10 protein-coding genes and 1 pseudogene are annotated in these 12,522 nt (G+C 36.4%); 7 read left to right on the top strand and 4 right to left on the bottom strand.

The features are described from left to right. Positions 1 to 214 precede the first annotated feature (214 nt). Genes AP75_RS13240 through AP75_RS13230 form a run of 3 tightly spaced genes read right to left on the bottom strand, consistent with a single transcriptional unit; the run spans position 215 to position 1,982 of the window. The gene (locus AP75_RS13240; RefSeq protein ID WP_084186059.1) at positions 215 to 712 is read right to left on the bottom strand and encodes a Maf family protein; all 498 of its coding nucleotides are present in this window, start codon (positions 710 to 712) and stop codon (positions 215 to 217) included. A gap of 9 nt (positions 713 to 721) precedes the next feature. Continuing rightward, on the bottom strand, positions 722 to 1,240 hold the full coding sequence (locus AP75_RS13235; protein ID WP_031502012.1) for a KdsC family phosphatase: 519 nt from the start codon (positions 1,238 to 1,240) through the stop codon (positions 722 to 724). After that, on the bottom strand, positions 1,230 to 1,982 hold the full coding sequence (locus tag AP75_RS13230) for a Rossmann-like and DUF2520 domain-containing protein (RefSeq protein ID WP_031502011.1): 753 nt from the start codon (positions 1,980 to 1,982) through the stop codon (positions 1,230 to 1,232). Before AP75_RS13230 ends, AP75_RS13235 begins: the two co-directional genes overlap by 11 nt. A 106-nt stretch (positions 1,983 to 2,088) precedes the next feature. On the opposite strand from AP75_RS13230, the gene AP75_RS13225 reads away from it, so the two are divergent. From AP75_RS13225 to AP75_RS13200, 5 genes are all read left to right on the top strand, one after another. Continuing rightward, positions 2,089 to 2,640 (top strand): RNA polymerase sigma factor, encoded by a 552-nt coding sequence (locus tag AP75_RS13225; protein WP_031502010.1) that lies wholly within the window; start codon positions 2,089 to 2,091, stop codon positions 2,638 to 2,640. 35 nt (positions 2,641 to 2,675) lie between these two features. Further along, complete coding sequence (locus AP75_RS13220; protein WP_031502009.1) at positions 2,676 to 3,230, top strand: hypothetical protein; 555 nt, start codon at positions 2,676 to 2,678, stop codon at positions 3,228 to 3,230. A gap of 12 nt (positions 3,231 to 3,242) precedes the next feature. Then, positions 3,243 to 3,758 carry a hypothetical protein gene (locus tag AP75_RS13215; RefSeq protein WP_031502008.1) on the top strand — a complete coding sequence of 172 codons (516 nt, stop codon included), beginning with the start codon at positions 3,243 to 3,245 and terminating at the stop codon, positions 3,756 to 3,758. Between the two features lie 189 nt (positions 3,759 to 3,947). Continuing rightward, positions 3,948 to 5,744, top strand: coding sequence for a translation elongation factor 4 (gene lepA, locus AP75_RS13210; protein WP_031502007.1), 1,797 nt, complete (start codon positions 3,948 to 3,950; stop codon positions 5,742 to 5,744). Positions 5,745 to 6,104: 360 nt separating this feature from the next. Then, entirely contained in the window at positions 6,105 to 7,799 is a 1,695-nt protein-coding gene (locus tag AP75_RS13200) for a M14 family zinc carboxypeptidase (protein WP_031502004.1), read from the top strand. Between the two features lie 367 nt (positions 7,800 to 8,166). Here the strand turns inward: AP75_RS13200 and AP75_RS13195 are convergent, their stop codons facing one another. Beyond that, positions 8,167 to 9,048: a cupin-like domain-containing protein gene (locus AP75_RS13195; RefSeq protein WP_031502179.1), complete on the bottom strand. Its 882-nt coding sequence runs from the start codon at positions 9,046 to 9,048 to the stop codon at positions 8,167 to 8,169. 210 nt (positions 9,049 to 9,258) lie between these two features. Here AP75_RS13195 and AP75_RS13190 point away from each other — a divergent pair, with 210 nt between their 5' ends. Both AP75_RS13190 and AP75_RS13185 read left to right on the top strand, forming a co-directional pair. Beyond that, the gene (locus tag AP75_RS13190; RefSeq protein WP_394335376.1) at positions 9,259 to 11,943 is read left to right on the top strand and encodes a carboxypeptidase regulatory-like domain-containing protein; all 2,685 of its coding nucleotides are present in this window, start codon (positions 9,259 to 9,261) and stop codon (positions 11,941 to 11,943) included. A gap of 362 nt (positions 11,944 to 12,305) precedes the next feature. Further along, positions 12,306 to 12,522, top strand: a pseudogene (locus AP75_RS13185) (IS5/IS1182 family transposase); the annotation flags it as partial.

Raw genomic sequence — 12,522 nt, 5'->3', positions numbered from 1 at the left:
GTTCTTAAACCATATTTTCGCTTTCTGTCATTGAGGTTCAAAGTCTTTTTTATAAATTGCCACTGATTGTCAGAAATGTTTGTCGAGTAATTTTTCACTGTAATTTAATTGATTAGTAACCAACAAGTTACGGAAAATAAACAACATAAACAACTGACAATCAGTTTTTTATAAGATTATTTTATAAAATAAACGCCATACGAATTTTTCTAATTTAATTTTTAAACAGGCTCTTAATCTTCGCCATGCCGAACCATTCCTGCACGCCGTAGCTTCCTGCTTTATCGAAAGGCTTGCAACGGGTGATGTAGTTGCCGATTTCCTCTTCGGTCAGTATTTCAGTTTCTACTTCCGCAATATCCGTCACAGAAACGCATTTTTTTGTGCTTCGAAGCGTGATTCCGGTAAGAACCAGATGGGTATTTCCGGAAAGTTTTCGGAGCATTTCTTTGGCCTCGTTTTCATCTTTTGGTTTTCCGAGAATTTCGTTTCCAATCGCAACAATGGTATCTGCGGTGATTAGAATTTCGTTCTCTGAAAGCTTTTTATAGGCATTGGATTTCAGTTCAGATAGGTATTCCGCTACTTTTTCGATCGCTAAATCTTTCGGATAAATTTCATCACAATCAACTTTTACGGATTCAAATTCAATATTTAAACTCGTTAAAAGCTCTTTTCTTCGCGGAGAGTTGGAGGCTAATAATATTTTCATCCTTAAATTTTAAGTGCTTTTGGTGTCGTCTTCCATCCATTTTCCCTGAACTTTCATCACCTGTTCGATAACGTCGCGAACGGCACCTTTTCCGCCTTCGATTGGGGAAATATATGCTGAAATGGCTTTCACTTCCGGAACCGAATTTTTCGGGCAGGTTGCAATCCCCGAAGCTTTCATCATTTTGATGTCCGGTAAATCGTCGCCCATCGTTAAGATTTCATCATCGCGAAGACCATATTTTTGTTTGAATTCTTCATATTTCAAAATTTTATCCGAAATTTTGGCGTGGTAATCCGTAATCCCAAGATAATTGATTCGGTTTCTCACCGCAGGATCGTCGCCACCGGTGATGACGCAGATTTTGTAATCATTTTTCACTGCTTTTACCACTGCGTATCCGTCCAATACATTCATCACGCGGCACATGCTGTTATCGGACATCAAGTAGACGCTCCCGTCGGTAAAAACTCCGTCTACATCGAATACAAAGGCTTTTGTATTTTGTAATTTTGATTTATAACTCATACATTTTCTTTATCGATTCATTGATAATTTTGTAGATTTTAAGATGTTCTTCATCTTTAATTAAAGCTTCATGAAGTTGCAAAACCCTTTGGTCGTTTCTCACGGCCGGACCAGTTTGTGCAGATTTTGGTTCAATTTCATGAATTTTTTGAACAGTTTCATCGATTAATGGCAAAAAATAATTAAAAGGAATCTGTTGGGAATCCGAAATTTCTTTGGCTCTTGCAAAAAGATGATTCACAAAATTGCAGGCAAAAACTGCCGTGAGGTGAATGTATTTTCTTTTTTCATAATCGGAAATTGTTACTTTTTTCGAAATTTGAGAAGCGAGATTTCTCAGCACTTCTAAATCTTCTCGATTTTCAGCTTCTACAAAAAACGGAATTTCTTCATACTCAAGTTCCTTTGCTTTCGAGAAAGTTTGTAGCGGATAAAAACTGGCTTTTCTATATTGTCCCAAGAGAATTTCTTTCGGCAAAGATCCGGAAGTGTGCGCTACCAAAGCATTTTCATTATTAATTTTCTGTGAGATTTCCTTTACCGAATCATCATTTACTGAAATCAAATACAAATCTGCGTGTGCAATTTCTGATGTGGAAAAAGGAATTTTAAATTCTTCTGAAATTTCTTTCAGTGCCAATTCGTTGCGGCCAAAAATTTGGGTAACGGGAATATCTTTTTGAGAAAACGCTTTCGCTAAATGATAAGCGACGTTGCCGGACCCGATGATTACAATCTTCATTAAAATTTAATTATTAACAAAGATAATTATTTTGCTTTGGACTAAAAATTGAAATACCAATTTAACTTTTAAGTAAATTTACCATCAAAATCCCGAAAGCATCTCAATGAAGATCCAGGAAAGCGAAATTATCGAGTTGATGTCTAGCGAAAAAACCCGTGAACAGGGAGTTCGCCAGATGATGGATGCATATCAGAGCAGGTTGTATTGGCATATCAGAAGAATTGTGGTAGACCATGATTTGGCGCAGGATACTTTGCAGGATACTTTTATTAAGGCATACCAGAATTTTCATCAGTTTAAGCAGGACAGCCATTTATACACTTGGCTTTATCGGATCGCAACCAATGAATCTTTGCAACAGCTAAAAAAATCGAAAAGAATGCAAAAATCGGATGAAGAAACCGAACATCACTTGCAAAATCTGGTTGCTGATAATGTTTCTGCGGAGGCCGAGGAAATTCAGGTTTTGTTGCAAAAAGCAATTCAATCCTTGCCGGAAAAGCAGAAATTGGTGTTTACCATGAGATATTATGATGATTTGCCATACGAAGAAATCTCGAAAATTCTCGACATGTCGGTGGGAACATTGAAAACAAATTACCATTACGCAAAACAAAAAGTTGAAGTGTACATCAAAGCGAATTACACCGAATAATTTATTGGATTGAATTTGAAAAGCCACATTTTAAGATGAAAAATTTAGATATAGAACATTTAGAACGTAAAAATATTTACAAAGTTCCCGACGAAAGTTTCTTTGCGGAAATTCAGGCAAATGTATTGAAAGAAACCGCACCAATAAAGGAAACTAAAACCGTGAAGCTGAACTGGATGTACGCTGCTGCCGCGGCAATGGCGATGGTTTTTGGAGCTACTTTTGTTATTAACCAAAATGAAAAAGCAGAACCACAAAACTTAACCGCAACAGAAATTTCTAACCAGAATACAAGTATTGTAAATAATTCAGAATCAATCATTAAACCTTATAGTGAAGCGAAAATTGCTTATCAAACTTTAAATGATGATTTAACTTCCATCGAAGTAAATGATCCAAAAGAAAGCAAAACAATAATAAATGTTGCTGAAAATGCAGAAACAAAAAAGGTTGCAAGCAAGAACATACAAGCTGCAGTGCAAACTCCAGAAGTTCAAGTTGATCAACTACTATCGAGTTTTACCTCCACTGAATTGGCGGATTTAGGGAAAAATGCGGAACAAGATATTTATTTGGATCTGTATAATTAAATTGAAAAAGACATGAAAAAGACTTTATTGATAGTAATGGTTCTGCTATTTGCATCCAACAATAGTTTTGCTCAAGAGCAGAAGTATGATTGGAAGAAAATGAAACCTGAACAGCGAAAAGAACTGATCCAAAATATGAGTCCAGACGATAGAATGACGTTGTTGAAGCAATTTCGGGAGAACATGATGGTAGAAGAATTGGAGGTTGCTGAAGATGAACAAATTGAGTTTAAAAACCTTTTTGCTGAGTATCAAGAGAAGCAAAACGAGATCAAAAGCCGTTTCAAACCCAGTGAAGATTATGATAATATGAGCGATGAAGAGGCTAAAAGAAGGCTCAACGAAAGTTTCGAAATCGGGCAACAACTTTTGGATAACAGAAAATTATATTCGCAGAAATTCATGAGAGTGATTAAGCCACAGCAAGTACTTCAGATGTACCAAACCGAAGGGAAGATGCGAAACAAAATATTAGACAAAAAACAAGACGGATCCGGGAAAACCCTTCCGCAGCGCAGGCGACCATAATAGTTTATTTTTTTAATGTTTGAACGACCTCTGTAATTTTTTTGCGGAGGTCGTTCTTTTTTCTAAATTAAAAATCTATTCTATTAAAATTAGCGGATTTCAGAGGTTTTATTGAAGAAATCAAGGCCATTTTAAACATTCAACAAAATCCGCTAAAAAATACTAAATTTGCAAACTATCTAGAATTTAATGAACAACATACGAAACTTTTGCATCATTGCACATATCGACCACGGAAAATCTACTTTGGCTGACCGGCTTTTGGAATACACCAATACCGTTACCCAAAGAGAATTGCAATCGCAAACTTTGGATGATATGGATCTGGAAAAAGAACGCGGAATTACCATAAAATCTCACGCAATACAAATGGATTATGAGCTGGATGGAGAAAAATATGTTCTCAACCTGATCGACACTCCGGGCCACGTTGATTTCTCCTACGAAGTATCTCGATCTATCGCCGCTTGTGAAGGTGCGCTTCTGATCGTAGATGCTGCGCAAAGTATTCAGGCACAAACGATTAGTAATTTGTATTTGGCGTTGGAAAATGATTTAACCATAATTCCTGTCCTCAACAAAATCGATTTACCGTCAGCAAATCCGGAAGAGGTAACCGATGAGATTATGAATCTTATCGGTTGCGATTATGAAGATGTACTCCGCGTTTCCGGGAAAACCGGCGAAGGTGTTCATGAACTTTTGGAGCAAATTGTGAAAAGAATTCCTGCTCCAGTTGGTAATGAAGACGGACCGCTTCAGGCGCTTATTTTTGACTCTGTTTATAACCCTTTCCGGGGAATTGAAGCCTATTTTAAAGTCGTAAACGGAAGCATCAAGAAAGGTCAGCGCATCAAATTTATGGCGACCGATAAGATGTACGAAGCAGATGAGGTAGGAACTTTAAAACTAAAACAAGTTCCAAAAAAAGAAATCAAAACAGGCGATGTAGGTTATATTATTTCCGGGATCAAAGATGCCCGCGAAGTGAAAGTAGGAGATACTATTACCACTTTCGAGAATGGTGCTGCAGCTCCTATTGAAGGATTCGAGGAGGTGAAGCCTATGGTTTTTGCCGGGATTTATCCGATAGAATCAGAAGATTTTGAAGAATTAAGATTTTCATTGGAAAAACTGAGATTGAATGACGCGTCACTTGTTTTCGAGCCAGAAAGTTCAGCCGCGCTTGGATTTGGTTTCCGATGTGGATTTTTAGGAATGCTTCACATGGAAATTGTTCAGGAAAGACTCGACAGGGAATTCAATATGGACGTGATTACCACCGTTCCGAACGTTTCTTACCACGGATATACCAAGAAAGAACCTGAAAAAGCAATCTTGATCAATAACCCATCGGAAATGATGGATCCTACTACGATGGATCGGGTAGAAGAACCTTATATAAAAGCCACCATCATCACCAAATCCGAATTTGTAGGTCCGGTGATGACTTTGTGTATTGAAAAAAGAGGTGAAATCGTCAACCAAAGTTATCTTACTTCAGAGAGAGTAGAGTTGGTGTTCAATATGCCTTTGGCGGAAGTTGTTTTTGATTTTTATGACCGTTTGAAATCCATTTCAAAAGGATATGCGTCCTTTGATTATCATCCAATTGGTTTCCGTCCATCAAAATTGGTGAAAATGGATATCCTGATTAATGGTGATATGGTCGATGCACTTTCCTCATTAATTCACGAAAGCAACGCCTATTACATCGGAAAAAGAATGTGCGAAAAACTTCGCGAATTAATTCCACGACAACAATTTGATATTGCTGTTCAGGCGGCTTTAGGAACCAAAGTTATCGCCAGAGAAACCATCAAAGCATTAAGAAAAGACGTTACCGCAAAATGTTACGGTGGTGATATCTCCAGAAAGCGTAAACTACTTGAAAAGCAGAAAGAAGGAAAGAAAAAGATGAAGCAAATCGGTAGAGTAGAGGTTCCGCAAACGGCATTTATGGCGGTATTGAAACTGAATGATTAAATCAATAGATTCAAGATTTCAGATCCAAGAATCAAGATATATAAAATCCACAGAAATTGTTTCTGTGGATTTTTTATTACTTTTATAAAATGAATTGGAAAACAATAACTAGTACAATAATTCTTTTTTATATATTATTTTTGGTTATCTCCACCAAATTATTTCTTAATATTGGAATTACTTTAGGAACACTAATGGAATTTTCAGTTATTCCGCTATTCATAATTACATTTGCACAGCTTATTTTATATTTTTTTCTTTGGAGAAAGGATAAGTTTATACAAAGTTCAAATTTTTATGCTTTTCTCTTAAATCTTCTTTCATTTCTCCTTTTGACTTTTTAATTAAAACTTTCTACTAATGAAAAAAATAACGCTGCTTTTTCTGGTTCAAACCGTATTTTCCTTTGCTCAAGATTTTCAAACTCCCTACGAAAAAGGCAACGGAAACCAAACCGCCACTTATGAAGAAATGGTGAAATATTATGAGAAACTCGATCAAAATTTCGAAAGTATTTCCATCGAAAATTTCGGGAAAGATGATAACGGAGAACCGATAAAAGTTGTTGTTTTCACGCCTTCAAAAAATAAAGATAACGCTACAATCCTCATTAATAATGGAATTCATCCCGGTGAACCCGACGGAATTGATGCCACCATGATGTTGATGCGCGATTTGGCAACGGGGAAAATCTCTTCAAAGAATATTAAAATTGCAGCGGTGGAATCCTACAATATTTCAGGAATGTTGCGAAGAGGAAAATACAGCCGAGCCAACCAAAACGGACCGGAAGAATACGGCTTCCGCGGTAATGCAAGAAATTACGACCTAAACCGCGATTTCATTAAAAATGATACGGAAAATGCCAAAAGTTTCCAGCAGATTTTTCAATATTTCAAACCGATTTATTTTATTGATAATCATGTAAGTAACGGCGCAGATTACCAATACTTGTTCACCTATATTTCTACGAATAAAGAACGATTGGGAACCGTTTTAGGGAAGTATTTTAATGAAAAAATGCAACCGGAAATTCTCAGTCAGTTGGAGAAAAAAGGAATGCTCACCACGCCTTATGTCAATATTCACGGTGATTCTCCGGATGAAGGTTTTCCTGCGTTTATGGATTCTCCGCGTTATGCGACTGGTTACACTGCACTTTTCAATACCATGGGAACTGTTGCCGAAACCCACATGTTGAAACCTTACAAAGATCGCGTAGCTGCGACGTATGAGTATATGTTGAGTTCCATTCGTTATGTAGAGAAAAATGCTACCGAAATCCGCAAGAAAATGGATGAAAACATCGCTAATTTGCAACCGGGAAATCAGTATTCATTGCAATGGAAACTGAATGAAAAACAATTTCAATTGATTGATTTTAAAGGATATGAAGCCGGAAAGAAACCTAGCGAAGTTTCCGGAAAACCCAGATTATTTTACGATAAAACCAAACCTTTTACCCGAAAAGTGAAGTTTTTTGACGAATATATTTCCACGAAAAAGATCGCTATTCCTCGCTATTACGTCATTCCAAAATCGGAGTATAAAGTAATTGAGCACTTGAAAAGAAACAACATCAGCATGAAGGAAATTTCCCGGGATTCGGTGATTTCCGTTGAACAATACCGAATTTCCGATTTCAAAACGGTGAAAACTCCTTACGAAGGTCATTATCTTCATTACGAAACGCAGGTAAAATCTGAAATTAAAAACAGAGGTTTCAGAAAAGGAGATTTTATCGTTTCTACCAAGCAATTTGGCGTAAAATATTTGCTGGAAACTTTGGAGCCGGAAGCAACCGATTCTTTCTTCAATTGGAATTTTTTTGATGGAATTTTAGGACAGAAAGAATACCTTTCCGACTATGTTTTTGAAGATACCGCGGCAGAATTGCTTAAGAACAGTCAGGTTTTAAGAACCGCATTTGAGTTTGAAAAAATTGCAAATCCCGAGTTTGCAAACGACGGAAAAGCTCAATTGGATTGGATTTACAAAAATTCAGAATATTTCGAAGGTTCGGTGAATCTCTATCCTATTTTTAGAATTCCTTAGTTGAAGCGTTTATTTTTAACCGCAAAAGAGACAAAAGATTTTTTTGGTTTAAAGATTTTAAAAAGTGAGCAAAATTACATTTTAGGGTTTTGCAGTCTTTTGAAATGCTGTTTTCCATTCTTTCTTTTGCGGTTAAAAAAAACATCAAACAGTGTATTTTGCGGTTATTATCTTACTATTTTGGCGAACTTTTTTTAAACCACAAAAGGGACAAAAGTTTTTTTTGGTTTAAAGATTTTAAAAAGTGAGCAAAATTACATTTTAGGGTTTTGCAGTCTTTTGAAATGCTGTTTTCCAATCATTTCTTTTGCCTCTTTTGCAGAAAAAAAAACAGCAAACTGTTAGATTTGCTATTTTTTTTATCTGACTATTTTGGTAGCCCTTTTTTTAGAGCATAATTGGCTCTTTCTATGGCTTTTCTTTCTTTCCAATCCATGTATTTTTTCTTGAATTTGGCTTTCATGAAGTTATCAAAATTCCTTTGAATCGTAAGATTCCAAAGAGAATGCGCTTTTACCGCCCATGATTTATCCCAAGCTCGAAGCGAAATAGAAAAACTACCGTCGAGGTATTTCATCCAATGCCACCAACCGGTGGGCATAAATAAAGTGTCGCCGTGTTCCAAAAAGCATTCAACCCCTTCAATTCCATTAAGAGCCGGGAATTTTTCGAAATCTGGATTGGCGATATCAAAATCTTCTAAAGCGTAAGTTGCATACGGGATCTTGTAAAGTCGGTCTTTCCATTTGTAATCGAAAAGGAGAATATGTTTTCGACCGTTGAAGTGCGTGTGGAAAATATGCGCCATATCAATATCAAAATGAAGAAACGTAACGGAACCTTTCCCACCGAAAAACATATTGGGAAATTTATCGAGAAAACCACCCATGAGTTTCTTTGGTGAAATATAATCTTCGAGAAGTTTCGGTGCCGATTTGATAGGATCGAAAAGGAAAATCCGCAGATCGGTGGGTTCCCTTTGAATCAAGTCGATATAATCTCCGAACTTCATTTTCGCTGCAGAAGCATTGATCGGCGCAGAAGGATCTGCTTTTGAGGAATCATAAAGCGGCACTTCCACATCTCCCACTACTTCCTTCATGTATTCCATGGTCCATTTTTGGTAAGCTGGCCAGTTTTTAGCCATATTTCGGATAACAACTGGTTTTCGGGGAAGCAGATATTTTTCCCGGAATTCTTCTTTGCTAATGTCTTCTACAACATCAATCGGCGTTAAATGAAGTCCCATATTAATTAAATATTAAGTTGCAAAATTAGCAAAAAAGAAATTTCAAATCTTTATCATATGATAGTTTTTATCTAAAAAGGATAGAAGTTTGAACCATACTATTCATTGTTTATCAATCGATCATGTAACAAAAATGAAGGTGCGCGTACTAATTTAAAAAAAATATAAATGAAATCATTCTCCTCCCTATTTACTTTTTTGTTTTTTTCAATGATCACTTACGCCCAAACTACGGTTTCCGGAAAAATTACGGATTCGGATGGGCATCCAATTCCCAGTGCAAGTGTAACAGTCGAAGAACAAGGCAAAGACGCCATTATGGCGTATTCCATTACCAATTCTAAAGGGGAATTTAAAGTAACTTTCACTTCTGCTGAACAAAATGTAGAGTTGAAAGCCAAAGCATTTAACCAGAAATCATTTTTAAAAATCATTAAAAATGAGAATCAGAACCTCAATTTCACGATGGATTCCGATGCCACAGAAATCAAAGAAGTGAAACTGAAAACCAAACTCATTACTAAAAAAGGAGATACCATTTCTTATGATTTGAAAGCTTTTGAAAGCAAAGCTGATCGTACCTTGGCAGATGTTTTAAAGAAAATTCCCGGAATTGAAGTGAATGGCGATGGTTCAGTGCTTTATCAGGGTGAGCCGATCAATAAATTCTATGTGAATGGGAAAGATTTAATGGAAGGCGGTTACGGAACAGTGAACAATTCATTGCCTAAAGATGCGGTACAAAAAGTAGAAGTGATGGAAAATCACCAACCCGTGAAAATTCTTCAGGATAAAGTTCCTTCAGAAAACGCAGCTTTAAACGTAGTGCTAAAAAAGACGGTAACCATGACCGGAAGGGGAGAAGTTGGTGTAGGAATGGATCCGCTGCTTTGGAATGTAAAACTCACTCCGATGTTTTTCGGACAAAAAAACCAGTGGGTGGTGAATTATAAAGCCAATAATAATGGCGAAAGTGTAGAGAAAGAAGGCAATCTTTTAGGTTTCGGAAACCGGTGGGAAGGAAGACGAAGCCAGGCCTCGCAAAAAAGCTGGACCAACCTCGAAACCGCCGATGTTCCCAATGTTCCGGAGAAAAGATATCTACAAAATAATGTTCATTTTTTCTCGGCAAATTTATTAACCAACCCTTTCAAAAATAAAGAATGGGAACTGAAAGCCAACGCAAGTTATACCAACAATAGCATCGAAAGAAGCGATAACAAACTTGAAATCTTCCAAGTAGGGTCGCCGAGATTAACCAGCGGAGGAGAATTAACCTCTTTTACCGCCAATAATTTCTACACAAATGCTGCAAAAGGAGAATTGATTTTCACGAAAAATGCGAAAAAAGGTTTCTTTAAAAACACAACAACTTGGAACGGTTTCTGGAATGAAAGTGACGCAATGACCCAAAGAAACGCCATCAAGGAAGATGCGTTGGGAAATACGTATGCGGAAAATCATTCTTCAACGCAAGGTTTACATTCGCCTTCAGGAATGATTCAGAACTCATTAAGCGCTATTTTGCCTTGGAAAGAGAAGCTTTTCAACGTGATGAGTTATTTCAGTTATCAAACCGATAAACAAACATTGACGATCAATCCATCTTCTTACCTGAATATGGAAGAAAATTTCCCGGAAGCCGATCAGTTCAATATTTCCCAACAGTTTGCAAAATCAAATACATTGCTTGCGAATCACTCTGCTTCGGTGGGTTTTAGTTACAAAAAATTCACTTTCACTCCGGAAATCGGACTCAATTTGAGTTTCAATAAATTGGAATCTGTTTTATTGGGCGAAAATATTAATTTTAATAGCTACGGATCGGAATATGAGAATGATATGGAATGGAATGAAATACAGCCATATACTCAAGTTGGAGTGAATTATAAAGCGAGTAATTTCAATTTAAGCCTCAACTTGCCATTGAATTTTTATGGAATTACTTATAAAGATAATTTGAGAAACCAGTATTTAGACAACAATAAAACGGTTTTCGAGCCGAGTATTTTTGCTTCTTACGATTTTGCATCGTTTTTCAAATGGTGGGTTTTTGCCAATCAATCGTATGATTTCGGAAATTTCGGATTTTTATATGGCGGAAAAATGCTCACCTCGCCTTTGGGACTCACGATGAGGTATGATGCTCAAAATCCTTTAATGCCGGAATATCTTTCCAGAAATTTGGGGACCCGATTAGAATACAGAAATCCGCTAAACAACCTCTTTTTCAACGTAAGATTTGGTTATAACACGAATGATAGAAACATTATCGAAAAATTCACCGGACAGGGATTCAGTTCGCAATTGTCGTTGGCAGCGATTGATAATAAGGTGATTTCCAGAACACAAAGTGCGGAAATCGGGAAATATTTCCCGAAATTCAAGACCAATGCTTCATTAAGTTTTTCGAATAGCAATTCCAACGGATTTACTTTTTATAATGATTTGCAAAGAACAAAAGCAAACCGCCAAAATCTAGGAGTTAAATTTAACAATACTTATTTTTCTTGGTTAAGTGTAGATTACAACATCTCGCTGAACTGGACAGAAAACATCAACGAATCTTTCAATATTTCACAGAAAAATTCCGGTTGGAGCCACAATCTTGCCGCTTATGTTTATCCAATGGAAAATCACACGATTGGTTTCTTCTGGGACGATTTGAATACAAAATCGGGCAGCGAAAGTTACCGAAACTCTTTCTACGACCTTTCTTACCAATATACTTGGTCTAAAAAGAAAATCGATTTTGAAATCAAATGGTTGAATATCGGAAACAAAAAAGCTTTTGAAGATATTTCCTACAGTCCGGAATTCTTGTTGACAACCAAACGAACCATGTACATTCGTCCGAGTCAAGTGATGTTTACTGTGAAATTTAATTTTAAATAATGGTTAGAAAACCGCTAGGATGAGTAGAAATTAGTTCTATATACTTTAGATTTTTTGATAAAAGGTAAACACATTCTTTCAGTTTTAAAGGTTACCAAAAATAGCAATAGGTGTAATAGGTTGCTTATTAGGAATTAGAAAAAGAACAGAGAATGTGAAACTGAAAATTAAAAACGAAACGTCGAAATGATTTCATAAAAAAATCCCGCTTTACCAGAGTAAAGCGGGATTCATCATTTAATTAACTTATCTAGTCGCTCCTTAAAATGTGTTTAACATATTGAATATTAGTGTTTTAATCAATATTTCACTTGTGTTTTCTTGCAGGCTTTTGTATCTTAGAGCCTTAAAACCTTGCAAATATGTTGGGAAAAAATCCAGAGAAACTGCCAGAATTATTCCGTCCTATGTTGATAGATTTTATTGATAATACGCACGAACTTGTTTTGCTTGCAGAAAAAGTTGATTGGAATTATTTTGAAAAAGAATTCGCCTCCCTATATTCCAAGAAAGGAAACGCAAGCCATCCGATCCGGTTTATGGTGGGCTGTCTGCTTCTGAAACACCTTTACAATTTGG

Source organism: Kaistella haifensis DSM 19056 (assembly GCF_000735695.2).
In the GTDB taxonomy this organism is placed as follows: Bacteria; Bacteroidota; Bacteroidia; order Flavobacteriales; family Weeksellaceae; genus Kaistella; species Kaistella haifensis.
This window is presented reverse-complemented; position numbering and strand designations above follow the sequence as displayed.

What these genes read in the sequence shown, in the direction of transcription:
- AP75_RS13240 (WP_084186059.1), bottom strand. Translation starts at nt 712, where the DNA reads ATGAAAATATTATTAGCCTCCAACTCTCCGCGAAGAAAAGAGCTTTTA.
- AP75_RS13235 (WP_031502012.1), bottom strand. Translation starts at nt 1,240, where the DNA reads ATGAGTTATAAATCAAAATTACAAAATACAAAAGCCTTTGTATTCGAT.
- AP75_RS13230 (WP_031502011.1), bottom strand. Translation starts at nt 1,982, where the DNA reads ATGAAGATTGTAATCATCGGGTCCGGCAACGTCGCTTATCATTTAGCG.
- AP75_RS13225 (WP_031502010.1), top strand. Translation starts at nt 2,089, where the DNA reads ATGAAGATCCAGGAAAGCGAAATTATCGAGTTGATGTCTAGCGAAAAA.
- AP75_RS13220 (WP_031502009.1), top strand. Translation starts at nt 2,676, where the DNA reads ATGAAAAATTTAGATATAGAACATTTAGAACGTAAAAATATTTACAAA.
- AP75_RS13215 (WP_031502008.1), top strand. Translation starts at nt 3,243, where the DNA reads ATGAAAAAGACTTTATTGATAGTAATGGTTCTGCTATTTGCATCCAAC.
- lepA (WP_031502007.1), top strand. Translation starts at nt 3,948, where the DNA reads ATGAACAACATACGAAACTTTTGCATCATTGCACATATCGACCACGGA.
- AP75_RS13200 (WP_031502004.1), top strand. Translation starts at nt 6,105, where the DNA reads ATGAAAAAAATAACGCTGCTTTTTCTGGTTCAAACCGTATTTTCCTTT.
- AP75_RS13195 (WP_031502179.1), bottom strand. Translation starts at nt 9,048, where the DNA reads ATGGGACTTCATTTAACGCCGATTGATGTTGTAGAAGACATTAGCAAA.
- AP75_RS13190 (WP_394335376.1), top strand. Translation starts at nt 9,259, where the DNA reads ATGATCACTTACGCCCAAACTACGGTTTCCGGAAAAATTACGGATTCG.